Annotated in this window: 25 protein-coding genes; 11 read left to right on the top strand and 14 right to left on the bottom strand. The window is 63.9% G+C overall.

The genetic code is table 11. The annotated features are described in order from the left end of the window. Positions 1-54: 54 nt before the first annotated feature. On the bottom strand, positions 55-756 hold the full coding sequence (locus GYK42_RS04945; protein WP_166446552.1) for an energy transducer TonB: 702 nt from the start codon (positions 754-756) through the stop codon (positions 55-57). 17 nt (positions 757-773) lie between these two features. Then, complete coding sequence (locus GYK42_RS04940) at positions 774-989, bottom strand: (2Fe-2S)-binding protein (protein WP_034745611.1); 216 nt, start codon at positions 987-989, stop codon at positions 774-776. A 413-nt stretch (positions 990-1,402) separates the two neighbouring features. Here GYK42_RS04940 and GYK42_RS04935 point away from each other — a divergent pair, with 413 nt between their 5' ends. From GYK42_RS04935 to GYK42_RS04920, 4 genes are all read left to right on the top strand, one after another. After that, positions 1,403-1,687: a FeoA family protein gene (locus GYK42_RS04935; protein ID WP_046684504.1), complete on the top strand. Its 285-nt coding sequence runs from the start codon at positions 1,403-1,405 to the stop codon at positions 1,685-1,687. A gap of 2 nt (positions 1,688-1,689) precedes the next feature. Then, complete coding sequence (feoB, locus tag GYK42_RS04930) at positions 1,690-3,591, top strand: ferrous iron transporter B (protein ID WP_166446551.1); 1,902 nt, start codon at positions 1,690-1,692, stop codon at positions 3,589-3,591. A 9-nt stretch (positions 3,592-3,600) separates the two neighbouring features. After that, positions 3,601-3,876, top strand: coding sequence for a hypothetical protein (locus GYK42_RS04925; RefSeq protein ID WP_070254735.1), 276 nt, complete (start codon positions 3,601-3,603; stop codon positions 3,874-3,876). Positions 3,877-3,948: 72 nt separating this feature from the next. Next, positions 3,949-4,110 (top strand): hypothetical protein, encoded by a 162-nt coding sequence (locus GYK42_RS04920; RefSeq protein ID WP_166446550.1) that lies wholly within the window; start codon positions 3,949-3,951, stop codon positions 4,108-4,110. 35 nt (positions 4,111-4,145) lie between these two features. Here GYK42_RS04920 and GYK42_RS04915 read toward each other — a convergent pair whose 3' ends face one another. Then, a complete protein-coding gene (locus tag GYK42_RS04915; protein ID WP_166446549.1) occupies positions 4,146-5,066 on the bottom strand; it encodes an AraC family transcriptional regulator in 921 nt (306 codons plus the stop codon). A 108-nt stretch (positions 5,067-5,174) separates the two neighbouring features. Between GYK42_RS04915 and GYK42_RS04910 the strand changes: the two genes are divergently transcribed. Continuing rightward, entirely contained in the window at positions 5,175-6,164 is a 990-nt protein-coding gene (locus tag GYK42_RS04910) for an oxidoreductase (RefSeq protein ID WP_166446548.1), read from the top strand. 45 nt (positions 6,165-6,209) lie between these two features. Here GYK42_RS04910 and nagZ read toward each other — a convergent pair whose 3' ends face one another. The 4 genes from nagZ to GYK42_RS04890 form a co-directional block, all read right to left on the bottom strand. Then, positions 6,210-7,751: a beta-N-acetylhexosaminidase gene (gene nagZ / locus GYK42_RS04905; protein WP_166446547.1), complete on the bottom strand. Its 1,542-nt coding sequence runs from the start codon at positions 7,749-7,751 to the stop codon at positions 6,210-6,212. Between the two features lie 170 nt (positions 7,752-7,921). Further along, positions 7,922-9,532 carry an FMN-binding glutamate synthase family protein gene (locus GYK42_RS04900; RefSeq protein ID WP_046684501.1) on the bottom strand — a complete coding sequence of 537 codons (1,611 nt, stop codon included), beginning with the start codon at positions 9,530-9,532 and terminating at the stop codon, positions 7,922-7,924. Between the two features lie 102 nt (positions 9,533-9,634). Continuing rightward, positions 9,635-10,648, bottom strand: coding sequence for a M48 family metallopeptidase (locus tag GYK42_RS04895; protein ID WP_166446546.1), 1,014 nt, complete (start codon positions 10,646-10,648; stop codon positions 9,635-9,637). A gap of 1 nt (position 10,649) precedes the next feature. Beyond that, positions 10,650-11,702: a DUF898 family protein gene (locus GYK42_RS04890; protein ID WP_166446545.1), complete on the bottom strand. Its 1,053-nt coding sequence runs from the start codon at positions 11,700-11,702 to the stop codon at positions 10,650-10,652. Between the two features lie 165 nt (positions 11,703-11,867). Between GYK42_RS04890 and GYK42_RS04885 the strand changes: the two genes are divergently transcribed. The 3 genes from GYK42_RS04885 (at position 11,868) to GYK42_RS04875 (ending at position 13,977) form a co-directional block, all read left to right on the top strand. Next, positions 11,868-12,539: a glutathione S-transferase gene (locus GYK42_RS04885; protein WP_166446544.1), complete on the top strand. Its 672-nt coding sequence runs from the start codon at positions 11,868-11,870 to the stop codon at positions 12,537-12,539. A 216-nt stretch (positions 12,540-12,755) separates the two neighbouring features. Continuing rightward, entirely contained in the window at positions 12,756-13,529 is a 774-nt protein-coding gene (locus tag GYK42_RS04880; RefSeq protein ID WP_166446543.1) for a 5'-3' exonuclease, read from the top strand. A 40-nt stretch (positions 13,530-13,569) separates the two neighbouring features. Next, positions 13,570-13,977, top strand: a complete 408-nt coding sequence (locus GYK42_RS04875; RefSeq protein ID WP_166446632.1) for a response regulator — start codon at positions 13,570-13,572, stop codon at positions 13,975-13,977. Here the strand turns inward: GYK42_RS04875 and mnmA are convergent. Together mnmA and GYK42_RS04865 are read right to left on the bottom strand one after the other, a co-directional pair. Beyond that, positions 13,974-15,095 carry a tRNA 2-thiouridine(34) synthase MnmA gene (mnmA, locus tag GYK42_RS04870; RefSeq protein WP_166446542.1) on the bottom strand — a complete coding sequence of 374 codons (1,122 nt, stop codon included), beginning with the start codon at positions 15,093-15,095 and terminating at the stop codon, positions 13,974-13,976. The genes GYK42_RS04875 and mnmA overlap by 4 nt on opposite strands. Before the next feature lie 42 nt (positions 15,096-15,137). Further along, positions 15,138-15,617 carry an NUDIX hydrolase gene (locus GYK42_RS04865; RefSeq protein ID WP_034745637.1) on the bottom strand — a complete coding sequence of 160 codons (480 nt, stop codon included), beginning with the start codon at positions 15,615-15,617 and terminating at the stop codon, positions 15,138-15,140. 412 nt (positions 15,618-16,029) lie between these two features. Here GYK42_RS04865 and GYK42_RS04860 point away from each other — a divergent pair, with 412 nt between their 5' ends. Genes GYK42_RS04860 through GYK42_RS04850 form a run of 3 tightly spaced genes read left to right on the top strand, consistent with a single transcriptional unit; the run spans position 16,030 to position 18,944 of the window. Beyond that, positions 16,030-17,142: a Re/Si-specific NAD(P)(+) transhydrogenase subunit alpha gene (locus GYK42_RS04860; RefSeq protein ID WP_166446541.1), complete on the top strand. Its 1,113-nt coding sequence runs from the start codon at positions 16,030-16,032 to the stop codon at positions 17,140-17,142. A 24-nt stretch (positions 17,143-17,166) separates the two neighbouring features. Continuing rightward, complete coding sequence (locus GYK42_RS04855) at positions 17,167-17,481, top strand: NAD(P) transhydrogenase subunit alpha (protein ID WP_034745644.1); 315 nt, start codon at positions 17,167-17,169, stop codon at positions 17,479-17,481. A gap of 8 nt (positions 17,482-17,489) precedes the next feature. After that, the gene (locus GYK42_RS04850; protein ID WP_092712002.1) at positions 17,490-18,944 is read left to right on the top strand and encodes an NAD(P)(+) transhydrogenase (Re/Si-specific) subunit beta; all 1,455 of its coding nucleotides are present in this window, start codon (positions 17,490-17,492) and stop codon (positions 18,942-18,944) included. 45 nt (positions 18,945-18,989) lie between these two features. Here GYK42_RS04850 and GYK42_RS04845 read toward each other — a convergent pair whose 3' ends face one another. From GYK42_RS04845 to GYK42_RS04825, 5 genes are all read right to left on the bottom strand, one after another. After that, entirely contained in the window at positions 18,990-19,943 is a 954-nt protein-coding gene (locus tag GYK42_RS04845) for a GGDEF domain-containing protein (RefSeq protein WP_166446540.1), read from the bottom strand. A 115-nt stretch (positions 19,944-20,058) separates the two neighbouring features. Further along, complete coding sequence (locus GYK42_RS04840; RefSeq protein WP_166446539.1) at positions 20,059-21,201, bottom strand: UbiH/UbiF/VisC/COQ6 family ubiquinone biosynthesis hydroxylase; 1,143 nt, start codon at positions 21,199-21,201, stop codon at positions 20,059-20,061. Positions 21,202-21,210: 9 nt separating this feature from the next. Then, on the bottom strand, positions 21,211-22,533 hold the full coding sequence (pepP, locus tag GYK42_RS04835) for a Xaa-Pro aminopeptidase (RefSeq protein WP_166446631.1): 1,323 nt from the start codon (positions 22,531-22,533) through the stop codon (positions 21,211-21,213). Further along, positions 22,533-23,252 carry an N-acetylmuramate alpha-1-phosphate uridylyltransferase MurU gene (murU, locus tag GYK42_RS04830; protein WP_166446538.1) on the bottom strand — a complete coding sequence of 240 codons (720 nt, stop codon included), beginning with the start codon at positions 23,250-23,252 and terminating at the stop codon, positions 22,533-22,535. Before murU ends, pepP begins: the two co-directional genes overlap by 1 nt. Before the next feature lie 197 nt (positions 23,253-23,449). Next, positions 23,450-24,517, bottom strand: a complete 1,068-nt coding sequence (locus GYK42_RS04825; protein ID WP_166446537.1) for an aminoglycoside phosphotransferase family protein — start codon at positions 24,515-24,517, stop codon at positions 23,450-23,452. Positions 24,518-24,544 lie beyond the last annotated feature (27 nt).

Below are 24,544 nucleotides of genomic sequence, written 5' to 3'. Positions count from 1 at the left end.
GGGCACGCGGTGCGGTGCTTGCGGGCTGGCAGCGGCGCCTTGCGTCGCCGTGGGCTAGCTCAGTTGGAAGGTCAGCGGTACTAAAACGTACACGGGTACGGGCTTGCCGTTTTCAATCATCGGCTTGAACAGCGCGCGCTGGGCGGCCTGGCGGCCCGCTTCATCGAGGTTGGTGTAGCCGGTCGATTTCTGGATCAGGATTTGCTCGGGCAAGCCCTTTTCATTGATCAGGATGCGCAACACGACGGTCCCGCTTTCGCCCAGGCGGCGCGACAGATTCGGGTAGATCAGTTGCGGCGCCTTGATGTATTCGACGCTGCTGACGGTGCGCGGCGTCGACGGTGCCGGTGGTGTCGGCGACGGTGCTGCTGGTGCCGTTGGCGCGGCGGTAGCGACAGGCGCCGCTTCGGCGCGCGTCGGCTGCGGCGGCGTAATCGTCGGTTCGCTCGGCGCGACGGCGATCAGCGGCAGCGGCGGGATCACGGCGCGCGGCACGGGCGCGCTCAGTTCCACGGTTTTCGGTACGGACGGTGCCGGCGGTTTCGGTGGCGCCGGCGGGGCGATGATGCTGATGGTCGTGATGGTCGGCATGGCCGCCGTGACGACGCGGCTCAGCAGGCCGCTCTGGATGGCGTAAAAGCCGGCGATATGCAGGACAAGGATGGCCATCAGCGGCGCGAATTTGCTGCGCTTCTTGTCGAAGTCGGCAAATTGCTGCACGGCCTGCACCGTTACGGGCGGGGGCATCATCGTCATGGCATTCATCGCTTTCTTTAGTTTGTCAGTACAGCTCGCATCAATACGGTTTCTTGCAGCGCCACGGTGGCGTTCAGGTGATCGTTCAGCACTTCCCGTGCGCAGGTGTGGCATTTGCCGCAGCAGGTGGCCACGCCCAGGTCGCGGCGCAGTTCGGCCATGCTGGACAGGCCAAGATCGACGGCTTGACGGATTTCACGATCAGATATGTTGTTGCAGACACATACAATCATAGCTACACCTTCTGGCTGGAGGATGAACAGACACTAGTGCTTGGAAGCATTGTTGCTAGTGTTTTAATGAGAATCATTATCATTACGTTTCATTGTCGCGCAAAGTGCGGGACAATGCAAGCGATTTTGATCAAGTGTGCGGCAGTTGGCGGCATGGCGCGGCGCATCGATATGCCGTTTTTTCGGATGGCGCAGCCCTTGACGGGGGCGGCTCTCCGGGCTAAATAAAAACTATTCGCATTCATGTTTATAATGCTGGTATTGTCTCGGACGGTCACCGTCCGGACAGTTTGAAAGGCCGCTTGTCGGTAATGCGCAACAGTTGCGTTTTACCTCACAACATCCAGGTCAAAGGCGATGCGCCACGCGCAGCAGTCTGTCCCCGGTGTTCTTAATTTGAACGGAATTTGCTCATGACTCTAGTTCCACCCATGATGACGCTCGACGCGCTGGCAGTCGGCCAGAGCGGCACGGTGTTGCATATCACGCCCCACGCGGCAGGACAGACGGAGGACGGCGTTGACCTCGTCCGCCGATTGATGGAGCTGGGATTCGTTCCCGGCGAACGCATCCGCATGCTCAAGCGCGGCATTCCCGGCGGCGATCCGCTGGCCGTCAAGGTGGGCAATGCCACGTTCGCGCTGCGCCGCTTCGAAGCGGCGCTGATTACGATTCAACCGCTGCTTCAACCGGAATGACCATGGGTGCTGTCGAAACAATCGTCGATGCGGGCGTGCACAAGCCGCCGCATCAGCCACAAATTGCCTTGCTGGGCAATCCGAACTGCGGCAAGACCGCCCTGTTCAACCGTTTGACGGGCGCGCGCCAGAAAGTGGCGAACTACGCCGGCGTGACCATCGAGCGCAAGGAAGGCCATTTCACGTCGCCCGCCGGCAAACCCGTGCGCGTGCTCGATTTGCCGGGCGCCTACAGCCTGTCGGCCACCACGCCAGATGAAGCCATCACGCGCGACGTGGTGGGCGGATTGCGCCGCGGCGACCCGCGTCCGGACGCCATCATCTGCGTCGTCGACGCCACCAACCTGCGCCTGAACTTGCGCCTGGTGCTGGAAGTCAAGCGCCTGGGCCTGCCCATGCTGCTGGCGCTGAACATGACGGACGTGGCCCGCAAGCGCGGCATGCTCATCGACACGGCCAGGCTGTCGGCCGAACTGGGCATGCCCGTGGTGGAAACCATCGCGGTGCAGCACGATGGCGAAAAAGCCCTGCTTGACGCCATCGACGCCATGCTGCCGCTGCCGGCCGTGGAAGCGAAACCGCTGGCGGCCATCGATGCCGTCACCGTTGAAGAAACGCAGCGCGAAGTGCGCCGCATCCTGGCCGCCGTCAGCAACGACACGCGCGACAGCGGCAACCTGACGGAAAAGATCGACGATGTGGTGCTGCATCCCGTCTTTGGCCCCATCATCCTGGCCGTGCTGATGTTCCTGATCTTCCAGGCCGTGTTTGCCTGGGCCGCCACGCCGATGGAAATGATCACCGATGGCGTGGGCCACCTGGGCGCCGTGCTGACGGCGAACATGCCCGACGGTCACCTGAAAAGCTTGCTGGTGGAAGGCATCATCGGCGGCGTCGGCAGCGTGCTGGTCTTCCTGCCGCAGATCCTGATCCTGTTCTTCTTCATTTTGAGCCTGGAAGACTGCGGCTACCTGCCGCGCGCGGCCTTTTTGCTGGACCGCCTGATGGGCGGCGTAGGCCTGTCGGGCCGCGCCTTCATTCCGCTGCTGTCGAGCTTTGCCTGCGCCATTCCCGGCGTGATGGCGGCGCGCACCATCCAGAACCCGCGCGACCGCCTCGTCACCATCATGATCGCGCCGCTGATGACGTGCTCGGCGCGCCTGCCCGTGTATGCGCTGATCATCGCCGCCTTCATCCCCGAGCGCCAGGTGTGGGGCTACCTGAGCCTGCAAGGCCTGGTGCTGTTCGTCCTGTACTTTGCCGGCATCATCTCGGCCATGGCCGTGGCCTGGGTCATGAAGCGCAGCATGGGCGTGCGCGGCAACCAGCCGCTGATGCTGGAACTGCCCGCCTATCACTGGCCGCACCTGCGCAACCTGGCCGTCAGCCTGTGGGAGCGCGCGAAGATCTTCCTCACGCGCGTCGGTACCATCATCCTGAGCTTGATGATCATCCTGTGGTTCCTCAGCACCTTCCCCGGCCCGCCGGACAATGCGATCCATCCGCCGATCTACTACAGCCTGGCCGGCATCCTGGGCCGCGGCCTGGAAGTGATCTTCGCGCCGATCGGTTTCAACTGGCAGATCTGCATCGCGCTGGTGCCGGGCATGGCGGCGCGCGAAGTGGCCGTCGGCGCCCTGGGCACCGTGTACGCGCTGTCGCAAACGGGCGACGCGCTGGCCACCACGCTGGAGCCGCTGATCGCCCATTCGTGGTCGATGGCCACGGCGCTGTCCTTGCTGGCCTGGTATGTATTCGCGCCGCAGTGCCTGTCGACCCTCTCCGTGGTGAAGCGCGAGACGGGCGGCTGGCGCTATCCGCTGCTGATGGCCGGCTACATGTTCGCCCTGGCCTACGCCGCCTCGTTCATCACATACCGCGTCGCCCTGATGCTGGGCGCTTAGGAGAAAAGCATGTGGCAAACCCTCATCGTCGCCCTGATCGTCGCAGCCGCGCTGCTGCATTTTTCGACCAAGTACCTGCCGGCCGGCGTGCGCCGCGCCATCGTGCGTGGCCTCGTGCGCTGCGGCCTCGATGAGGCGAAGCTGTCGACCTTCTTCAAGGTGGCGCCCGGTTGCGGCAGCGGCTGCGGTTCCTGCGGCTCCTGCGACAGCCCGCCGCCCCCGTCCGCCACGCCGCCGGCCGACGGCAGCAGCAAGCGCGTGATCCTGATGCAGGTGCAGCGCTAAGGCCAGTATGTCAGTGTAGCCACGGGCCCGCCCGTGGGCTACACTGGGCCTTCCGCATGGCAAGGAGTGGCAATGGCGATACTGTTGATCTTCATGTTTTTATTTGCGGTCGCCACCTGGCTGCTGGCGAGCCGGCGCGGCCGCCACGGGGGACTGTGGTTCGGCATCGGCCTGTTCCTCGGCCCGTTTGCCTTGCTGGCGGTGGCGGCCCTGCCGCCCGTGCCGACACCCTGATCCTGTATTTTGAAAACCCGCAATCGCGGGTTTTTTTACGCCTGCGCGCCCGCGTGGTGCAGCCGGTACTGGCGCGGCGAACACGCCATCACGCGCTTGAAGGCATGGCTGAAGGCGCTGTCCGAATCGTAGCCCAGCGCCTGCGCGATCGAGGCGATGGACGCGCCGCCGTTCTTCAGGCGTCGCGTGGCCAGGCGCATGCGCCAGCGCAGCAGGTAGTCGAGCGGCGTCACGCCCACCCTGTTCTTGAAGTGCATGGCAAAGGCGGAGCGCGACTGGCCCGCGACGGCGGCCAGCTGCGGCAAGGTCCAGCGCTGCGCCGGCTGCGCATGCATCGCTTCGATGGCGGCGCGCAGCCGGGGATCGGCCAGCGCGAACAGCCAGCCTGCCGGGTGCGATGCCTGCGCGTCCAGATACTGGCGCAGCATCTGCAGCATCATCATGTGGCCCAGGTGGCGCGTCATCAGCGCCGCGCCGGGCGCCGTCGCCTGCAGTTCCTGCGCCAGGCGTTGCAAGGCCCAGTGCAGCACGCTGGCCTGGTCCGTATCGCCGCGCACGTGCAGCAGTGGCGGCAGGCAGTCGAGCAGGATGGCCGCCTCGTCGCCAAAGCTGAAGCGTCCGCCGATGAGAAAAAAATCGTGCGGCTGTGTTCCGTGGCGTGCCACGCCCTGCTGCGCGTGCCGGTACACGTCCAGCGCGTGCGCGGCTGGCAAGCCCGGTGTGCTGGCCAGGGTAAACGCGCGCCCCGGCGCCAGCAGGAAGCAGTCGCCCGTCTGCAGCGGCACGGGAGCGTCGATGCCTGCGACCGTCAGCCAGCAGCCGCCTTCGATGATGGCGTTGAACTTGATGCCGTCCGGCGGCGGAAAATCGATGGCCCACGCGCCGCCCGCCTTCAGGCCGGCAAAGTAGGAACTACGCGTGTCAAGCAATGAGAGTACATCGGAGAGCAAATCCATGGCGGGGGTCAATTCTGGACGATGGCGATAGTATTAAAGATTTTACGCCATTCACAGTCCAGGTTGCGGCGCGCACAATGGGTTTTTATCCATCACGCCCAAGCCACCATGAGCCATGCCACTACCTTTCAAACTCCTCTTCACTCCGGCTTTGGCGCGGCTACCACCGCCAGCGAGGCGCTGGCCGGGCGCGACCTGTCCGGCATGCAGGCCATCGTCACTGGCGGCGCGTCGGGGCTGGGGCTGGAAACGGTGCGCGTGCTGGCCGGCGCCGGCGCCCGCGTGCTGGTGCCGGCGCGCGACCCGCATCAGGCGCAAACGGCCCTGGCTGGCATGGCCGGCGTGGAGATCGCGGCGCTCGACCTGCTCGATCCGCAATCGATCGACGCATTCGCCGCCGCCTTCCTTGCCACTGGCCGCGCCCTGCATGTGCTGGTCAACGGCGCCGGCATCATGGCCACGCCCCTGCTGCGCGATGCGCGCGGCTACGAAGCGCAGTTCGCGACGAATCACCTCGGGCATTTCCAGTTGACGGCGCGCCTGTGGCCCGCCTTGCGCCAGGCACAGGGCGCGCGCGTGGTGTGCGTGTCGTCGCTGGGACACAGGCAGGCGGGCGTCGACCTGGACGACCCGCATTTCCTGCGCCAGCCGTACGACAAATGGCGTGCCTATGCACAGTCGAAAAGTGCCAATGCGCTGTTTGCCGTGGAGCTGGACCGGCGTGGCGCAGCGTGCGGCGTACGCGCCTTCTCGCTGCATCCGGGCGCCATCCTGACGCCACTGGTGCGCCACCTGGACCTTGATGATCTGCGCCGCGTGGGCGCGCTCGATGATGACGGCAAGGTGAATCCACCGCCGCAGTCCGGTTTCAAGAATGTGGCGCAGGGCGCCGCCACGGCCGTCTGGTGCGCCACCAGCGTGCAGCTCGAGGGCCTGGGCGGCGTGTATTGCGAGGATTGCGATATCGCTACCCTGGTGGCGGATGACAGCACGGAAGCGGGCGTGCGGCACTGGGCCGTCAATGCGTCGCAGGCGCGCCGGCTTTGGGTGCTCAGCGAGCAGATGACGGGCGTGCGCTTCGATTGCGACGCGGCATAAAAAATGCCGGGCAATGCCCGGCATGTGCACGAGGGCGGCGTGGCTTTAGGCCTTGCCCGCCAGCTTGTCGACGACCGGCACCAGCGCGGCCGGGCGGCAGCCAAAAGCGGCCAGGCGGCCTTGCGCCTTGGGCGCCAGGTCCAGGTCATACGGCAAACGGCCCGCGACCAGCCACAGTTTATCGTGCGGCAGGGCGTCGACCAGGCGGCGCTGGCCATCGACGAACATGGCGTTATACGTTTGCAGCACGATCTGCTGCGCGCCTTGCGCAAAGGCGATGGCCTCGTTGACTTCTTCGTCCAGCGCTTCCGCCGACAAGGCATATTCGCGCACGTCCAGACCTGCTTCCTGCAGCGCCGGCAGCATCGAGCTGCGCGCTTCCTTGTTGCGGCCCAGCGCCACTTCGTCGATCTCGCTGCGCGAGCGCACTTCCACCGTCAGCAGGGTCACGGGCAGGCTGGCGTCGAGCGGGCGGTAGTCGCCCTGCACGCGCAAGGCCGCTTTTTGCAGCAGCTGCGACAGGGCCATGGCGGCCGGCTGCATCAGTGCCGGCGGATTGACCGGGCGTTCGCGCCAGTCGCGCACGGCGCGGTTGCGCTTGAGTTCAGCCACGCGCGCACAAGCCGCGTCGATGCGCGAGACCGCAATGTCGCCGCGCTCCACGGCGGCGAGGACGGCGTCGATGGCGGCCGTCTGCTGCGCTTCGCGGTGCGAAATGAGGACGATGTCGGCGCCCGCCTGCAGGGTCGCGATGGCGCCCTGGGCGATGCCGATGCCGTCGGCAATCGCCGCCATCTCCAGGCAGTCGGTGATGACCACGCCCTGGTAGTCCATTTCGCCGCGCAGCAGGTCGGTCAGCACGCCTTTCGACAGCGTGGCCGGCACGCTGGTGTCGGCTTCGAAGGCGGGGAAAACCACGTGCGCCGTCATGATAGCGTCCACGCCGCCGGCAATGGCCGCGCGGAAGGGCGCCAGTTCCACGGCGCGCAGGCGTTCCTTGTCGTGTGGGACGAGGGCCATGGCGTAATGCGTGTCAGTGGCCGTGTCGCCGTGGCCGGGGAAGTGCTTGGCCGTGACGGCCACGCCGCTGGCGCGCTGGCCGCGCATGGCCGCCATGCCGTAGTCGATGACGGTGGCGGCATCCTCGCCATACGCGCGCACGCCGATGACGGGATTGTTGCGGTTGTTATTTACGTCCAGCACGGGCGCGAGCAGCATATTGATGCCCACCTGGCGCATTTCATCGCCGCTGATCTGGTTCATGCGCTCGCAGTCGTCGATGGAGCCGGCCGCCTGGAAGGCCATCGCCGCCGGGATCGGCGTGACCCCCTGTTCGATGCGCATCACCATGCCGCCTTCCTGGTCGATGGAGATCAGCAGTGGAATGTCGGATACTTCCGCATTGATTTCCTGCAGTTCGCGGCACAGGGCCGACACTTGCGCGGGCGTGTGCACGTTGCGGCGGAACAGGATCACGCCGCCCACCTTCTTTTCGCGTATCAAGGTCTTGATATGCTCGTCCGCCTGCAGGGCGTCGAAGCCCACCATGAATAGCTGTCCTACTTTTTCACGCAAACCCTGCTCCATGCTGCAACTCCTCCGGTATTCATTCTGATGACGACAAGTCCGTATTCTGGCCCCTGGTGACGCATCTGGACAATCACCGGAAAAGCTGCCTTTTTTTGGTATTGTATTGGATTTGGATTTTTGCGCAAGTGGTTATTAAGTGGTATTGCTCCACTGGCGCAATGTCCGCATCAATCGAGGCGCTGGAACGAGGCCGATTGCGCCTTCGGCCAGTACAGACCGAACACGGGCGGCAGTTGCGGCAGCTGGCTCGGGTCGAGCAGCTGGCCCGCTTCCAGAAACGGCAGCAGGGCCGATGCCAGTTTCACCTGGTTCGGCGAGATTCTGCGCACCAGGTGGTGCGGGCGCAGTTCCTGCGGGTGCGCCAGGCCGGCGGCGGCGATCAGTTCGGCCAGCGCCTTCATGGTGTTCTGGTGGAAGTGCGCCACGCGGGCGATCTTGTCGGGCACCACCAGCGCGCGCTGGCGCTGCGGGTCTTGCGTGGCCACGCCCGTGGGGCAGCGGTCCGTGTGGCAGCTTTGCGACTGGATGCAGCCCAGCGCGAACATGAAGCCGCGCGCCGAATTGCACCAGTCGGCGCCCAGCGCCAGCAGGCGGGCGATGTCGAAGGCCGTGATGATCTTGCCCGAGCAGCCGATCTTGATCTTCGCGCGCAGGTTGGCGCCCACGAGCGTGTTATGCACGAGCACCAGCGCTTCCTGCAGCGGCGTGCCCACGTGGTCCGTGAATTCCAGGGGCGCGGCGCCCGTGCCACCTTCGCTGCCGTCGACGACGATGAAGTCGGGCGTGATGCCCGTTTCCAGCATGGCTTTCACGATGGCGAAGAATTCCCACGGATGGCCGATGGCCAGCTTGAAGCCCGTCGGCTTGCCGCCGGAGAGCGTGCGCAGGCGGTCGATAAAGTGCAGCATTTCCAGTGGCGTGGAAAAGGCGCTGTGCGCGGCCGGCGAGACGCAATCCTCGCCTACCATCACGCCGCGCGTTGTGGCGATCTCGATCGTCACTTTCGGGCCCGGCAGCACGCCGCCGTGGCCCGGCTTGGCGCCCTGCGACATTTTCAGCTCGATCATTTTCACCTGCTCGGAGCTGGCGTTGGCGATGAAGCGTTCTTCGGAAAATGTGCCGTCCTGGTTGCGGCAGCCGAAGTAGCCGGAACCGATTTCCCACACCAGGTCGCCGCCGTTTTCGCGGTGGTAGGGACTGATGCTGCCTTCGCCCGTGTCGTGCATGAAGCCGCCGCTGCGCGCGCCGCCGTTCAAGGCCAGGATGGCGTTGGCCGACAGGGCGCCAAAGCTCATCGCCGAGATATTGAAGACGCTGGCCGAATACGGTTTTGTACGCGGGCAGTCCGGATGGTTGCCGATCTCGATGCGGAAGTCGTGGCCCGTGACCTTGGCGGGAGCGATGGAATGGTTGATCCATTCATAGCCCGCTTCATACACGTCGAGCTGGGTACCGAACGGGCGCTTGTCCGTCTGCTCCTTGGCGCGCTGGTAGACGATGCTGCGCTGGCTGCGCGAGAACGGCGTCGCTTCGCTGTCGCTTTCCAGGAAATACTGGCGGATTTCGGGGCGGATGCTCTCGAAGAAAAAGCGGAAATGCGCGAGGATGGGGTAGTTGCGGCGCAGGGCGCGCTTCGTTTGCAGCAGGTCGCTGATGCCGACCAGGGTCAGGGCACCGGCCAGCACGGGCAGCCAGTAATGATCGTAGTAAAACAGGGACAGGACAAAGATGGCTGCCGTCGCAATGAAGGTCAGGTAGCGAAATGGTACTAGGTGCATGGGCACTCCGGTGAAGTCAGACTGATACAGCTGAGTCTACCTTCGATTCGCGGAACGTGCTGGAGGGAAAGAACGCGGCACCCGGCGGACGCCGCGTGAGGATTAGCGTTGTGCCGCTCTGATGCGTTCGATGCGTTCAGTGCTGGCCGGATGGCTCGACAGGTAGGGCGTGCCCTGGTCCAGCTTGCCCAAGGCGACAAATACTTGCGCCAGGTGTTCCAGCGCGATGCCGTTCTGGCGCAGCATGGCAATGGCATAGTCGTCCGCTTCGCGCTCGACGTCGCGCGAATACTTCAAGTCCAGCAGCAGCGGCGGCAGGGTCGCCACCACGGTCGACACGTCGCCGAACAGCAGCGCCGCGCCGGCGCCCACGGCTGAAGTCTGGATCAGGCGGCGCGTCAGGTGGCGCTGCTGCAAATGGCCCAGTTCATGGGCCAGCACGCCCATGATGGCGTCGTCGTCCGGCATCAGTGCCACCATTTCATCGGTCAGCACGATGTCGCCCGACGGCAGGGCGAACGCGTTCGGACCGATCTTGCTCTTGCGGAAAACGATGCGGTGCTCGGGCGTGCTGTCGCCGGGCGTGGCCAGGCGCGCGAACCGGGCGCGCAAGGCTTGCTGGCGCGCGTCAGCGAGCTTGCTTGCCTCAAACACGTGCTCGTCGAGGAAATCGAGCACGCCCTGGCCCAGCTGGCGCTCGACGGACTGGGGAATCGCATACGCGACGCCCTTCGCCACCACCGGCAGCAGGTACTGATAGCTGAGCCACAGGGCCAGCACGGTGGCGACCGTGGCCAGCAGGGCGCCGCGCCAGCTTTGCTGCAGCCGCACCACCCAGCCGTCGCGGTGGCCCGTGTCGTGCAGCAGGCTGTTGAAGGCCGCCTGGTCGGCGATTTCCAGGTAGGCGCCATCAGTAAAACTGACCTTGCGCACGGCGTGGCTGCTGCGTTCGGACACGTGCAGCTCGCCCAGCGGGCAGCTGCGTTCGATGTCGCCGGCCAGCACGGCCATGCCATCGCGCACGCTGAGCGTGACGTGGTACAGGCGCGAGGTCTGGCCGTCGAAATAGCGCGCGGGCACGGGAGCCGCGCCCGGCGCTTGATGGTCGAGCGTCATGCTACAGCGACAGGTCGAAGTCCAGCAGGTCGACCATGCCTTCGCCCGTGGCAGACACTTGCTCTCCGGTGGCGGCGACAAAGGCATCCAGGTTGCCGTGCACCAGCATCGAGGTCGCTTCCAGGCGGTACTTCAGCCAGCGCACGTGGGCGAATGGCGAAAACAGGCCCAGGGTGACGACAATACCCAGCAGGTTGGTCAGCATGATGAAGGTGGTGCGGCCCCAGGTCAGCTGCGACTGGAACTGGTGCTGCTGCAGGCGCGTGTGGTTCCAGATCAGGTTCTGGATCATGGTCAGGAACAGCGGCAGCACGATAAAGGCCCAGGCATACAGGGCGGCCACGGCGCCGAAGATGCTGCCGGCCTTGGTGACATCGTTGGCATCGGTGGCAAAGGTGGCGAAGACGCTGGCAAAGACGACAAAGATCAGGACGAGGAAACCGGCCAGCAGCAGGGCGAAGAACAGCAAATAGGTTTTGTAGAAGCTGCCGACGCTGGCGTCGAAGCTGAAGTTGCTGCTGCCGAAGCGGCTTTGCGTGTGCTGGAAGCGCTTCAGGCGCTGGTGCAGGAATGGCGTCATCAGGCCAGCCGTGAAGGTGTTCAGGATGGGCAGCCACAGGAAGTATTTGTAGGCTTGCTTGGCGCTGCCGTCAAAGCCGAAGCGGATGCCGCGGTAGCTGGTGTTGTACAGCTTGAATTGCAGGCTTTTCCAGACCAGCCATGGCAGCACGGCCATCATCAGCACGAGCATGACGAGGCCGACGATGGGCGAGACCTGGAAGGCGATGTTGTAGCCGCCGATCAGCACGACGGCCGCGATGCGGCCCTTCAGGATGGCGACGGCATTGCCGTGGTATTCGAAGCTGCTGCCAGCCAGGTGGGTGCTGGAATAGAAATAGCGGTTGCGGCGCACCTTGGCCCAGGCGGAATAAATGCCCAGGGTGACGATGCTCAGCAGCAGGTTGACGATCCAGATACGGAAGTATTCGCTGCCCGTGGCGCTGAAGGTAATGGCTTCGCGCTGGGGCGTGGTGTTGTTGGTGTCGAAATCCACAGGGGGTTTCCTTACTTATTGGAAACAAAACAAGATAAGGGAATACTGAAAAGTTATCAATTGAAAATACTGTTTTTCGCAATTATTTTTGCCGATTCCCTTGCGCCGCCCCGATCCGGCCGTCCCGGCTATACTGGAACTCAACCATCGCCTAACGGGAAAACCATGATCGTCGTCCACCATCTGAACAATTCGCGCTCGCAGCGCGTACTCTGGCTGCTCGAGGAACTGGGCCTCGACTACGAGGTCAAGCGCTACCAGCGCGACCCGAAAACCATGCTGGCGCCCGCCTCGCTGAAGGCCGTCCATCCGCTGGGCAAGTCGCCCGTGATCACGGATGGCGCCAACACCATCGCCGAATCGGGCGCCATCATCGAGTACCTGGTCGAGCGTTACGGCAATGGCCGCTTGATCCCGGCGGCGGGTACGCCGGAGAAGCTGCGCTGGACCTACTGGCTGCATTTCGCGGAAGGCTCGGCCATGCCGCCGCTGCTGATGAAGCTGGTGTTCGACAAGGTCGAATCGTCGCCGATGCCGTTTTTCGTCAAACCGATTGCGCGCGGCATCGCCAGCAAGGTCAAGAGCAGCTTTATCCTGCCCAATATCAACAGCCAGCTGGCCTATATGGAAGCGGAACTGGAGAACAGCAAATGGTTTGCCGGCAATGAATTCACGGCGGCGGACATCCAGATGAGCTTTCCGCTGGAAGCGGCCGCCATGCGCGGCGGACTCGACGAGCGCCAGCCGAAGCTGACGGCGTTCCTGCAGCGCATTCATGCGCGGCCGGCGTACCAGCGCGCCCTGGAAAAAGGCGGGCCCTACGATTTCGCCAAATGAGAACGCCTAACCAAACCTACTGCGCGTCGCGACTTGCGGCCTGCGATGCTCACCGTACTTGAGTACGGTTGCGCTTCTTAGCCACAATTCACTTCCGCTCGCTACGGTTTTGTTAGGCGTTGTTACGCCGCGTACAACCTGCCAAGCGGAATTCGCGGGGAATAGGGCTTGCTCCATACGGTAAAATGATCAATTCAACCAGTATCCATTTACCGCATGGCCAGACTCCTCGCTATCGACGGCTTGAATATCGTACGCCGCGTCTACGAAGCCAGTCCTGAACCCGATTCCGACCTGAAGGCGGAGATCGCGCTGCGCCATGCGCTGTCGTCGTTCCGCACCCTCATCAACGACCACGAGCCGACGCACATCCTGCCGGCCTTCGACTTTGGCGGCCCCACCTGGCGCCACGCCCTGTATGCCGGTTACCGCGAGGGTCGCCAGCCGATGCCGCAGGTGCTGCGCGATGCCTTGCCGGGCTTCTATGCCACGTTGGCCAGCTTCGGCATGCACGTGGTCAGCATTCCCGAGGTCGAGGCCGACGACGTGATCGGCACGGCCGTCATGCGCTGGCTGCACGAGGGGCGCGGCGCGGCCGTCATCGCCACCACCGACAAGGATTTGCATGGCTTGATCGCCCACGGCGCGCTGGTATGGGACCACTTCAAGGGCATCTGGCACGACCACGCCTGGGTCGAGAAAAAGTTCGGCGTGCCGCCGGAACTGCTGCCCGACCTGCTGGCGCTGATGGGCGACGTCACCGACAGCATCCCCGGCGTGTCGAAGATCGGCCTGAAGACGGGCGCGAAACTGTTGCGCGCCTACGGCAATATCGACGCCGTGATGGCCGGCGCGGGAATTTTGCCCGGTGCGCTGGGCGAAAGCCTGCGAAAAGAGCGCGAAATACTGTATCTTTCAAGAAAGTTAGTTGCGCTGAAAACGGATGTCACGTTGGGCGTGACCTGGAACAAGCTGGCGTGGGAAAAGTAAGCGCCAGGCAAGAACAATCAAGCAAGGGAAGTAAATCATGATGTTAAAGACAGTCCTGATCGATAGCAGCGCCGTGGCGCGCGGCCTGCTGAACACGGTCCTGACCGATGGCGGCTACGATGTCTGCGGGCAGACGCATACGAGCGCGCTGGGGCTGGCGCTGCTGGTCAAGCACCACCCGCATTTTGTCTGCATCGCGCGCGAGCAGGTGGAAGACGGGACGAATGTGGTGCAGACCATCCGCGCCCAGTATCCGAAGACGCTCATTTTCATGGTCTCGGGCGGCATCGACGCCGCCTCGCTGCAGGCAGCCCTCGCCATGGGCGTGTCGGGCTTTATCGTGAAACCGTTCATGGCCGACACGGTCCTGAAAACCGTGCGCAATACGGTGATCGCCATGGTGCGCAAGCAGCAGCAAGCGCTTGCCGCCGCGCAAGGCAACAGTTAGACGCCAGCCAGGCCCGTCGCGCTGGCGATGATGCCGCCGCCGAGGCACACGTCGCCGTCGTACAGCACGGCCGATTGGCCCGGCGTGACGGCCCATTGCGCCTGGTCGAAGGCCAGGCCGAAGTGTTCATTCCCGTCCGGCAGCAGCTGGCAAGCCACGTCCGCCTGGCGGTAGCGCGTCTTGGCGCTCAAGGCGCCCGCCTGCGGCGCCACACCCGCGACCCAGCTGGCCTGGTCGGCGCTCAAGGCGGGCGACAGCAGCCACGGGTGGTCATGGCCCTGCACCACCCACAGTGTGTTGTTGGCGATATCCTTGCGCGCCACATACCAGGCGTCGCTGCTGCCGTCCGCGTTCTGGTACGACTTCACGCCGCCGATGCCGATGCCCTTGCGCTGGCCCAGGGTATAAAAACTTAGTCCCACGTGTTCGCCCACGGTCTTGCCATCGGCCGTTTTCATCGGCCCCGGCTTGTACGACAGGTAGCGATTCAAGAATTCGCGGAACGGGCGCTCGCCGATAAAACAGATGCCCGTCGAATCCTTCTTTTGCGCGTTCGGCAGCGCCAGTTTTTCGGCGATCTTGCGCACTTCCGTTTTCGGGATTTCACCCAAGGGGAACAAAGTCTTGGACAACTGCGCCTGGTTCAATCGGTGCAGGAAATAGCTTTGATCCTTGCTGGCGTCGACGGCTTTCAGCAGTTCATAGCGGCCCGCATCGGTGGGTGCCTGGCGCACGCGCGCGTAGTGGCCGGTGGCGATCAGGTCGGCGCCCAGGGTCATGGCGTGGTCGAGGAAGGCCTTGAACTTGATTTCGGCGTTGCACAGCACGTCCGGATTCGGCGTGCGGCCGGCCTGGTATTCGCGCAGAAAATCGGCGAACACGCGGTCCTTGTATTCCGAGGCGAAATTGACGGCTTCGATGTCGACGCCGATGACGTCGGCCACGCTGGCCGCGTCGATCCAGTCCTGGCGCGTGGAGCAGTATTCCGAATCGTCGTCATCTTCCCAGTTTTTCATGAACAGGCCGATGACTTCATAGCCTTGTTCCTTCAGCATCCATGCCGCGACCGAGGAATCGACCCCGCCGGACATGCCGATAACGACTTTCTTCTTGCTCATCTTGCTTTCCAGTGTACTTTAATAATATGGCAATGCGTATTGCTATGCGCTATTGAAAACGGACGCATGCGTGTGCAGCAGGGCCAGCGGCGCGCGCCGGCCAGCCAGGTATTCGTCCACGCACTGCAGCACCAGCGGGCTGCGGTGGCGCTCCTGGCACGCGGCCAGCTCGTCGCGCGTCATCCACAGGGTGCGGATGATGCCCTCGTCCAGCGGGCGGTCATGCTCGGCGCCGGCCGTGCCGCAAAAGGTGAAGCGCAAATAGGTCACGTCCTCGCCCGTGCGCAACGACTGATAGCGCGACATGTACATGCCGACCAGTGCCGTGGGGATGAAATCGTAGGCCGCTTCTTCCAGCGTTTCGCGGATCACCGCCTGTTCCAGCGACTCGAACGGGTCGAGGTGGCCGGCCGGTTGATTGATTTTGATGCCTTCGCTGGTCTCTTCTTCAATCAGTAAAAACAGGCCATCGCGCTCGACGATGGCGGCAACGGTGACAGAGGGTTTCCAGATTCTCGGCATGATTCCATCCTTGAAAGAGCCGACATTTTATCTTGTTCTGCGCGCGCGGTTTGAAGCCGGCCTTTTGTTGCGCGGACATATTGATAAATGACAACGTTTTAGCAAATAGCGGTGGGAGGTACTTACGTCTTTCCCGGGGAGCGCACTAGCATGGGGGCTTAGTCAGCAAGATGGCAGGAAGCGCCCGCTAATATAGGCTTTCCCTGTGGTCAAAACAAGCGCGCACACGTGCTCGACTGTGGTGAGATTGACACACCTTTCCCACAATATGGTCGCCGCGCCGCATGGTGAAACAAATCATGGGATGCTGATGAAATTAGTGTCGTACGACTAAAAGTTGCTGGTTCACAAACGTTTAACGCGCTGCTTTCCGTGTTAGATTCTAGTCAGTTTATCAATTAGCGGAGGCATCATGAGGATAGGCATACCGGCCGAAACACGGCCTGGTGAAACGCGGGTGGCAGCCACGCCCGAGACAGTCAAGAAGCTGGCAGCCAAGCACCAGATCGTCGTGCAGTCCGGAGCCGGCTTGCAAGCGTCGATTCCCGACGACGCCTATGCCGCCGCCGGCGCGCAGATCGGCACGGCCCAGGAAGCCTATGGCTGCGCCATCGTGCTCAAGGTGCGCGCGCCCGATGCCGGTGAACGAGCCCTGATGGCCAGCGGCACCGTGCTGATCGGCATGCTCAATCCGTTTGATGCCGACAATATCGCCGCCATGGCCACGGCCGGCCTGTCCGCCTTCGCGCTGGAAGCCGTGCCGCGCATCACGCGCGCGCAGTCGATGGACGTGCTGTCCTCGCAGGCGAACATCGCCGGCTACAAGGCCGTGCTGGTGGCCGCGAATACCTATCAGCGCTTCATGCCGATGCTGATGACGGCGGCCGGCACCGTCAAGGCGGCCCGCGTGCTGATCATGGGCGTGGGCGTGGCAGGGCTGCAGGCGATCGCCACGGCCAAGCGCCTGGGCGCCGTCATCGAGGCGTCCGACGTGCGCCCGCCCGTCAAGGAACAAGTGGAGTCGCTGGGCGCCAAGTTCCTCGACGTGCCTTTCCTCACCGATGAAGAAAAAGAGATCGCCAAGGGTTCGGGCGGCTATGCGCGCGCCATGCCGGCCGACTGGATGCGCCGCCAGGCCGAACTCGTGCACGAACGGGCGAAACTGGCCGACATCATCATCACCACCGCCCTGATTCCCGGCCGCGCCGCGCCCGTGCTCATTTCCGAAGAGACGGTGAAAGCCATGAAACCGGGCTCCGTCATCGTCGACCTGGCCGTGGAGCAGGGCGGCAATTGCCCGCTGTCGGAGCTGGGCAAGACCGTGGTCAAGCACGGCGTCTACATCGTGGGCGAGCCGAACCTGGCGACCCTGGTGGCGGCCGACGCTTCGGCCCTGTATGCGCGCAACGTGCTGGACTTCTTAAAGCTCATCATCGACAAGGACGATCAATTGCTGATCGACCGCGAGGATGAAATCATCAAGGCCAGCCTGGTTTGCGCAGGCAATGACATCCTCAGAAAATAACGCGGCGCCGGAGAGAACAACATCATGGAAATCAGTCACACCATCACCAACCTGATCATCTTCGTGCTGGCCATTTATGTCGGCTACCACGTCGTCTGGACCGTCACGCCGGCGCTGCATACGCCGCTGATGGCCGTCACCAATGCCATTTCCGCCATCATCATCGTTGGCGCCATGCTGGCGGCCGGGCTGACCGATGGCCCGCTGGCGCAAGTGGCCGGCACCCTGGCCGTGGCGCTGGCCGCCGTCAACGTGTTCGGCGGCTTCCTCGTCACGCAGCGCATGCTCGAGATGTTCCGTAAAAAAGAACCGAAGGCCAAGCAAGGAGCAAAAGAATGAGTCACGCCATGAGCTTCGTCACCATGAACCTGGTGACGATGATGTACCTGATCGCCTCGGTGTGCTTCATCCAGGCCCTGAAAGGCCTGTCGTCGCCATCGACGGCGCGCCGCGGCAATGCCTTCGGCATGAGCGGCATGGCCATTGCCGCCGTCACCACCGTGGCGCTGATCCTGAAACTGAAGGAACAGCAGACGGGCGGCATGGGCCTGACCCTCGTCATCATCGGCATCGTCACGGGCGGCGCCATCGGCGCCTACCTGGCGAAAACCGTGGAAATGACGAAGATGCCGGAACTGGTGGCGGCCATGCACTCGCTGATCGGCCTGGCGGCAGTGTGCATCGCCGTGGCGGCCGTATCGGAACCTTGGGCTTTTAATATTGCCAAGCATGGCGAGGCGCTGCCCATCGGTAACCGCTTCGAGCTGTTCATCGGCACCTTTGTCGGCGCCATCACCTTCTCCGGTTCGGTGATCGCCTTCGGCAAGCTGTCGGGCAAATACAAGTTCCGCCTGTTCCAGGGCGCGCCCGTCAGCTTCAAGGGCCAGCACATGCTCAACCTGGTGCTGGCGCTGGTGATGGTGGGCCTGGGCCTGGCGTTCTGCTTCGCCGACGGCGTCGAACCGGCCTGGACGCCGTTCATCGTCATGACCCTGATCGCCTTTGCGCTGGGCGTGCTGATCATCATCCCCATCGGCGGCGCCGACATGCCGGTGGTGGTGTCGATGCTCAACAGTTACTCGGGCTGGGCCGCGGCCGGCATCGGTTTTTCGCTGAATAACTCGATGCTGATCATCGCCGGGTCATTGGTCGGTTCGTCCGGCGCGATCCTGTCGTACATCATGTGCAAGGCCATGAACCGCTCTTTCTTCAACGTCATCCTGGGCGGCTTCGGCGGCGATGCACCGGCGGCCGGCGCGGCCGGTGCGCAGGAACAGCGTCCCGTGAAATCGGGTTCGGCCGACGACGCCGCCTTCATCATGAGCAATGCGGAAACCGTCATCATCGTGCCCGGCTACGGCCTGGCCGTGGCGCGCGCGCAGCACTCGCTGAAAGAACTGGTGGAAAAGCTCACGCACAAGGGCATCACCGTCAAGTATGCGATCCACCCCGTGGCGGGGCGCATGCCGGGCCACATGAACGTGCTGCTGGCCGAGGCGGAAGTGCCGTACGACCAGGTCTTCGAGATGGAAGACATCAACGGCGAATTCGGCCAGACGGACGTGGTGTTGGTGCTGGGTGCGAACGACGTCGTCAACCCGGCGGCGAAAGATCCGAAATCGCCGATCGCCGGCATGCCGATTCTGGAAGCCTATAAAGCCAAGAGCATCATCGTCAACAAGCGTTCGATGGCGTCCGGCTATGCGGGCCTGGACAACGACCTGTTCTATCAGCCGAACACGATGATGGTGTTTGGCGACGCCAAGAAGGTGATCGAGGATATGCTCAAAGCCGTCGAATAAGGACGGCTTGCAGCGACCGGACGGCCCGCCTTGCGCGGGCCGTTTTTATTCGGCTGCCGCTGCCGCCACGACTTTATTGCGTCCCTGGTGCTTGGCCGCGTACAGGGCCTTGTCGGCATCGGACATGGCCGCGTCCAGCGTGGCGCCGGCCGTCAGGGAGGCCACGCCGATGCTGATGGTCACCTGCAGTTCGCCGCCATCGGGCAACGGTGTGATGGCGGCGGCCACGGCGGCGCGGATGCGTTCGGCCACCACGTGCGCCTGCTGCAGGCTGGCGTCGGGGAACAGCAGGCCGAATTCTTCGCCGCCCAGGCGCGCGGCCACGTCGGTGATGCGTCCCGTATCGCGCAGCGCCTGCGCCACCGTGCGCAGCACGGCGTCGCCCACGGCATGGCCGTAGCGGTCGTTGATCTTCTTGAAATGGTCGAGGTCGGCCACGCCCACGGTCAGGGCGGCGCCGCTGCGCGCCGCGCGCGCCATCGCCTGCGCTGCTTGCGCTTCATAGGCGCGCCGGTTCGGCAGCGACGTCAGCGCATCGTGCAGCGCCTGCTGTTCCAGCTGCGCCAGCAGGCTGGCGTTCTTTGCCGCCAGTTCGCGCCGTTCGCGCACGTCGAGCAGGAAGGCGCCGAAATAGCGCATGCCGTCGACCACGCCCAGGTCCAGCGCCTTCATTTCGATGGGAATCATCTGCGTGTCGCGGTGGCGGATGGCGAATTCGCGTATCTTGCCCAGCACGCTGGAGGTGCGTGAGCTGCGGATGTAATTGATTACGTGGTTGTCATGCTGCGCGCCGACGGCGTCGGGCAGCAGGCCGTTCAGGGTCTGGCCCAGCAATTCTCCGCTGGCATAGCCCGACAGTGCCTGCATGGCGCCATTGATATAGCGGATGCGGCAATGCTCATCGATGATGATGACGGCGTCGAGGGCGTCTTCCAGCAGGCGGGAAAAAAGCACTTCGGGAAGAGCGGCAGGCGGTGCTGCGGGCAATGCATCTGTCATGGAACGGTCGCCAGAAACCAGGTGACAGCCATTGTCGCATCCGCGGGCCGTTTATTCCATGCCGGATCGCCCGCCTGTTTCTTTTTCGCCCGTTCCCTTTCCTTATTGTCAAGCCTTATCGGCGGCCGTACATCATCAGTCCAGCCAATGCCTTGCGTGCTGGGGAAAATGCGTCCAGCAAACCCAGCGACAGGCCCAGCAAGCCTTGCGTGGGGGCGCTGCCCGTGAAGATGCGCGCCATGGTGTCGGTGACGCGCACGGTCAGCCCCCGGTCGGCCTGGCGCAGGCTGGCGTAGCGTGCCAGTCCGGCCGGGCTGCTGTCCTGCGCCAGCACGCGGGCCAGCACGGCGGCGTCGCGCAAGCCCAGGTTCAAGCCCTGTCCCGCCACCGGGTGCAGGGTTTGCGCGGCATTGCCGATGGCGATCGTGCGCGCCGTGCCGTTCACCTGTGCGTTCAGGCCCAGCGGATAGGCCAGGCGCGGCGTCGTGTGGGTAAAACGTCCCAGGCGGCTGCCGAAGGCGGCGCCCAGGCGGGCCAGGAAGGCAGTGTCGTCCAGTGCCAGCAATTGCTCGGCGCGCGTGGGCGGCACGCACCACACCAGCGCGTAGCCGTCATCCTGCGGCAGCAGCGCCAGCGGGCCTTCGTCGGTGAAGCGCTCATACGCGCGGTGCGCGATGGGGCTGCTGACGCGCACATGGGCGATGATGGCGCTTTGGCCATAGTCGCGGCTGACGGCGCGTTCCGGCTGCTGGCCGAACAGGCCGCCCTCGGCTTGCACCAGCAGGCTGGCGCGCAAGCTCGATGCGGCGCCCGCCTGGTCGATCTGCACGCTGACGCCCTCGACGTCTTCCACGCTGCCTGTCACCAGGGCCGGGCGCAGGCTGGCCACGCCCAGGCGCTCGCACACGTCGGCCAGCGAACTGACGACGGCGCCGTAACGGGCCACATAACCGAGCGCTTCGACGCCATGTTCGCTGCGGTCCATCAGGCTGCGACCGAACTGGCCGCGGCGCGACACGTGGATCTGGTGAATCGGGGTCGCTGCCACGGGCCAGGCGCCCGCTTCCTCGAGAATCTGGCGGCTGCCGTGCGACAGGGCGATGGTGCGCGGATCGCGCCTCGCTTGTTCGATGGATTTGGCGTCGAGCAGGACGATGCCGGCGGCGCGGCTGCCGCGCTGCACCAGCAGGGCGGCCAGCGCCATGCCGACGGGGCCGGCGCCGCAGATGGCGAGATCGAAAGGGGACGGTGTATGCATGCGGCGGCGTTAATCCTGTGACATCAGTTGTTCGATTTCAGCGACGCTCTTGGGCGCCGTGCTGAAGATTTCATGGCCTTGCGGCGTAACCAGCACATCGTCTTCGATGCGGATGCCGGTATGCCAGAACTGCTCCGGCACGCCTGCGCCGGGGCGCACATAGATGCCCGGTTCCACCGTCAGCACCATGCCCGGTGCCAAAGCGCGCCACGGCTTGCCGGGAGTATCCGTGTCGCGGTAGGCGCCCACGTCGTGCACGTCCATGCCCAGCCAGTGGCTGGTGCCGTGCATGTAGAAGGGCATGTAGGCCTTGTCGGCGATGACATCCTGCACACCGCCGCTTTTTTGCCGGTCCAGCAAACCCAGGTCCAGCATGCCCTGCGCCAGTACCTGCACGGCCGCCTCGTGGATGGCGCTGTGCGGCAAGCCGGGGCGCACCATGTCCAGCGACGCCTGCTGCGCCGCCAGCACCAGTTCATACAGCGCCCGCTGGGGGCCGCTGAAACGGCCGTTGACGGGCCAGGTGCGCGTGATGTCCGAGGCGTAGCCATCGAGTTCGCAGCCGGCGTCGATCAATACCAGCTCGCCGTCTTGCAGGACCGCGTTGTTGGCGCTGTAGTGCAGGATGCAGGCGTTGCCGCCGCCCGCCACGATGGAGGAATAGGCGGGGAACTGCGCGCCGCTGCGCCGGAATTCGTACAGCAGCTCCGCTTCGAGCGCATATTCGTGCATGCCGGGACGCGTGGCGCGCATGGCGCGCATGTGGGCGGCGCTGGAAATGGCGGCCGCGCGGCGCATCAGCTGCTGTTCCTGCGTGTCTTTCAGCAGGCGCATGGCGTCGAGCATGCCATGGATATCATGCGCGATGGCCGGCGCCGTGACGCCGCTGCGGGCCTTTTGCCGCACGTTGTGTCGCCAGAGCTTCACTTGCGCATCGAGGCCGCCGCCCAATGCGTAGTAGATGGCGGGCGAGTCGGCCAGCAGGCGCGTCATTTCCACGTCGAGTTCCTCGATGGGGAAGGCACTGTCAAAGCCGAACGTGGCGCGGGCCGCTTCGGGGCCGTGGCGGAAACCATCCCAGATTTCGCGTTCCGTGTTCTTGGCGCGGCAAAACAGGATGGCGCGCGCGGGCGCTGTGGCGCTGGCGGCCACCAGGGCCACGGCGCTGTCCGGTTCCGTGAAACCGCTCAGGTAATAGAAATAGCTGTCGTGGCGGTACGGATAATCGCAATCGCTGTTGCGCGGCACTTCGGGCGCCGTGGCGAGGATGGCCACGCTGCCCGGCAGCATCTGCGCCAGCAGCGCCGCGCGCCGTGCCGCGTAATTGGCCATCATGTCGTGCTTGCCTTGGCCGTGACGCCATTGAGCACGTCGAGCTGCTTTGGGGTGCCCACATTCGTCCATTCGCCCGGATAGACTTCGCCGCCCACGCGGCCCTGGTCCGCGTACCGGCGCAGCAAATCGCCCAGCTTGGCGTGGCTGCCCGGCGCGATGCCGTCGAACATCTCGGGACGGTACACGCCGATATTGGCGAAGGTCCACTTGGTGTCGTCTGTATTGTTAATCGCGAACAAGGTCAGGCCGAAGTCGCCCTTCGGGTGGAAGTCGGGATTGGGCACCAGATAGGCCCAGGCGATGTCGCGCTCGTCGGCCGGGTACGGCGTGCCCAGCACATCCTTGTCGGCCAGCACGTCGAGCACCTGCTTGAAATCGAAATACGGGCAATAGATGTCGCCGGAAATGGCGAGGAACGGTTCCTCGCCCAGCAAGTGGCGCGCCTGGGCGATGCCGCCCGCCGTTTCCAGCGGCGTGGTTTCGGGCGAATACGAGATGCGCGCGCCATACGCGCTGCCGTCGCCCAGGGTTTCCTCGATCAGATGGCCCAGGTGCGAATGGTTGATGACGATGTCCGTGATGCCGGCGCGCACCAGGTTCAGCACATGCCAGACGATCAGCGGACGGCCGCGCACTTTCAGCAGCGGTTTGGGACAGGTATCGGTAAGCGGACGCATCCGTTCACCGCGGCCTGCGGCAAAGATCATGGCTTTCATGGTGGAACTCGTTTTCTGTGTCGTTCGGTAAAGGTTGCGTGGCGCGAGCCGCACAATAAGTTAATTCTGCAGTTACGACACCGGACAAAACCGTAGCGAGCGGCAGTGATTTGTGGCCGAGAAGCGCAACCGTACTGGAGTACGGTGAGCATCGCCGGCCGCAAAGCGCGACGCGCAGTAGGTTTTGGCCGGTGTCATCAGAATGTATAGCCGACTTGCGGTGTTTTATTCTCCAGTGCATCGAGCAAACGCACGAGCGGCTTGAGTTCCGTATAGCGGTTGGCTGTCTTGCGCACGTAGTCGAGCACGGTTGGCAGGTCGCCCATGTACAGATCCTTGCCATCGCGGTAATTCAGGCGCGCGAACAGGCCGAGGATTTTCAGGTGGCGCTGCAGGGCCGTGAATTCGAAATCGCGGTAGAAGGCGTCGATGTCGGGATTGACTGGCAAGCCCAGCTGCTTGGCGCGCTGCCAGTAGCGGATCACCCAGTCGAGCACCAGTTCTTCATCCCACTGGATATATGCGTCGCGCAGCAGCGAGGCGATGTCGTAGGTGACGGGGCCGAAGACGGCGTCCTGGAAGTCGAGGATGCCGGGATTCGGGATGGAGCCATCGTTGATGTGCATCAAATTGCGCGAATGGTAGTCGCGGTGCATGAATACTTGTTGCTGCGACAAGATGTTCGCCGTGATGGCTTCAAAGACCTTGTCCAGCTGGGTTTGTTGCACATCCGACAAGGTGGCGCCCAGGTGCTTGCCGATAAACCATTCCGGGAACAGATTCATTTCGCGCAGGATGAAGGCGCGGTCGAATTCGGGCAAGACGTCGGGCTGGCTGGCCAGCTGGATTTTCATCAACGATTCCAGCGCTTCGGCGTACAGCACGCTGGCGTTGTCGTGGTTCAGGGCGTCGAGATACGTGGTCGTGCCCAGGTCGGACAGCAGCAGGAAGCCCTGCTCCAGGTCTTGCGCGATGATCTCGGGCACGGACACGCCGGCGCCTTTCAGCAAGCCGGCCACCTTGATATAGGCGGGCACGTTTTCGCGCTCGGGCGGCGCATCCATGGCGATCAGTGTACTTCCTGGCAATGTTGTGTTGCCTGGCAGAACATCGAGACGGTAGTAGCGGCGGAAGCTGGCATCGCTGGAAGCGGGGCGGGCGGATTCGGGCGCGACGAGGTTAAGCGAGGTCAACCAGGCTTTCAACAGGGTCAGGCGAGCGTCGGCGGAGGCCGGCGCGGTGGAGGAATTGGGGGAGAATGACATTAAGCGGCCTGTGGAATCGGGTTGATG

The organism is Janthinobacterium lividum, from assembly GCF_011601275.1.
Lineage (GTDB): Bacteria > Pseudomonadota > Gammaproteobacteria > Burkholderiales > Burkholderiaceae_D > Janthinobacterium > Janthinobacterium lividum_E.
Note: the sequence above shows the minus strand (reverse complement) of the source record. Positions and strands in the feature narration are given on the sequence as shown.

Coding starts and splice junctions, on each gene's coding strand:
- GYK42_RS04845 (WP_166446540.1), bottom strand. CDS start 19,943: ATGACAGATGCATTGCCCGCAGCACCGCCTGCCGCTCTTCCCGAAGTG.
- GYK42_RS04910 (WP_166446548.1), top strand. CDS start 5,175: ATGAGCCATGCCACTACCTTTCAAACTCCTCTTCACTCCGGCTTTGGC.
- GYK42_RS04850 (WP_092712002.1), top strand. CDS start 17,490: ATGAGCTTCGTCACCATGAACCTGGTGACGATGATGTACCTGATCGCC.
- GYK42_RS04855 (WP_034745644.1), top strand. CDS start 17,167: ATGGAAATCAGTCACACCATCACCAACCTGATCATCTTCGTGCTGGCC.
- GYK42_RS04945 (WP_166446552.1), bottom strand. CDS start 756: ATGACGATGATGCCCCCGCCCGTAACGGTGCAGGCCGTGCAGCAATTT.
- GYK42_RS04915 (WP_166446549.1), bottom strand. CDS start 5,066: ATGGATTTGCTCTCCGATGTACTCTCATTGCTTGACACGCGTAGTTCC.
- pepP (WP_166446631.1), bottom strand. CDS start 22,533: ATGGCCAATTACGCGGCACGGCGCGCGGCGCTGCTGGCGCAGATGCTG.
- GYK42_RS04895 (WP_166446546.1), bottom strand. CDS start 10,648: ATGACGCTCGACCATCAAGCGCCGGGCGCGGCTCCCGTGCCCGCGCGC.
- GYK42_RS04885 (WP_166446544.1), top strand. CDS start 11,868: ATGATCGTCGTCCACCATCTGAACAATTCGCGCTCGCAGCGCGTACTC.
- GYK42_RS04840 (WP_166446539.1), bottom strand. CDS start 21,201: ATGCATACACCGTCCCCTTTCGATCTCGCCATCTGCGGCGCCGGCCCC.
- GYK42_RS04875 (WP_166446632.1), top strand. CDS start 13,570: ATGTTAAAGACAGTCCTGATCGATAGCAGCGCCGTGGCGCGCGGCCTG.
- GYK42_RS04925 (WP_070254735.1), top strand. CDS start 3,601: ATGTGGCAAACCCTCATCGTCGCCCTGATCGTCGCAGCCGCGCTGCTG.
- GYK42_RS04860 (WP_166446541.1), top strand. CDS start 16,030: ATGAGGATAGGCATACCGGCCGAAACACGGCCTGGTGAAACGCGGGTG.
- GYK42_RS04825 (WP_166446537.1), bottom strand. CDS start 24,517: ATGTCATTCTCCCCCAATTCCTCCACCGCGCCGGCCTCCGCCGACGCT.
- mnmA (WP_166446542.1), bottom strand. CDS start 15,095: ATGAGCAAGAAGAAAGTCGTTATCGGCATGTCCGGCGGGGTCGATTCC.
- GYK42_RS04920 (WP_166446550.1), top strand. CDS start 3,949: ATGGCGATACTGTTGATCTTCATGTTTTTATTTGCGGTCGCCACCTGG.
- GYK42_RS04940 (WP_034745611.1), bottom strand. CDS start 989: ATGATTGTATGTGTCTGCAACAACATATCTGATCGTGAAATCCGTCAA.
- GYK42_RS04865 (WP_034745637.1), bottom strand. CDS start 15,617: ATGCCGAGAATCTGGAAACCCTCTGTCACCGTTGCCGCCATCGTCGAG.
- nagZ (WP_166446547.1), bottom strand. CDS start 7,751: ATGGAGCAGGGTTTGCGTGAAAAAGTAGGACAGCTATTCATGGTGGGC.
- murU (WP_166446538.1), bottom strand. CDS start 23,252: ATGAAAGCCATGATCTTTGCCGCAGGCCGCGGTGAACGGATGCGTCCG.
- GYK42_RS04935 (WP_046684504.1), top strand. CDS start 1,403: ATGACTCTAGTTCCACCCATGATGACGCTCGACGCGCTGGCAGTCGGC.
- GYK42_RS04900 (WP_046684501.1), bottom strand. CDS start 9,532: ATGCACCTAGTACCATTTCGCTACCTGACCTTCATTGCGACGGCAGCC.
- GYK42_RS04880 (WP_166446543.1), top strand. CDS start 12,756: ATGGCCAGACTCCTCGCTATCGACGGCTTGAATATCGTACGCCGCGTC.
- feoB (WP_166446551.1), top strand. CDS start 1,690: ATGGGTGCTGTCGAAACAATCGTCGATGCGGGCGTGCACAAGCCGCCG.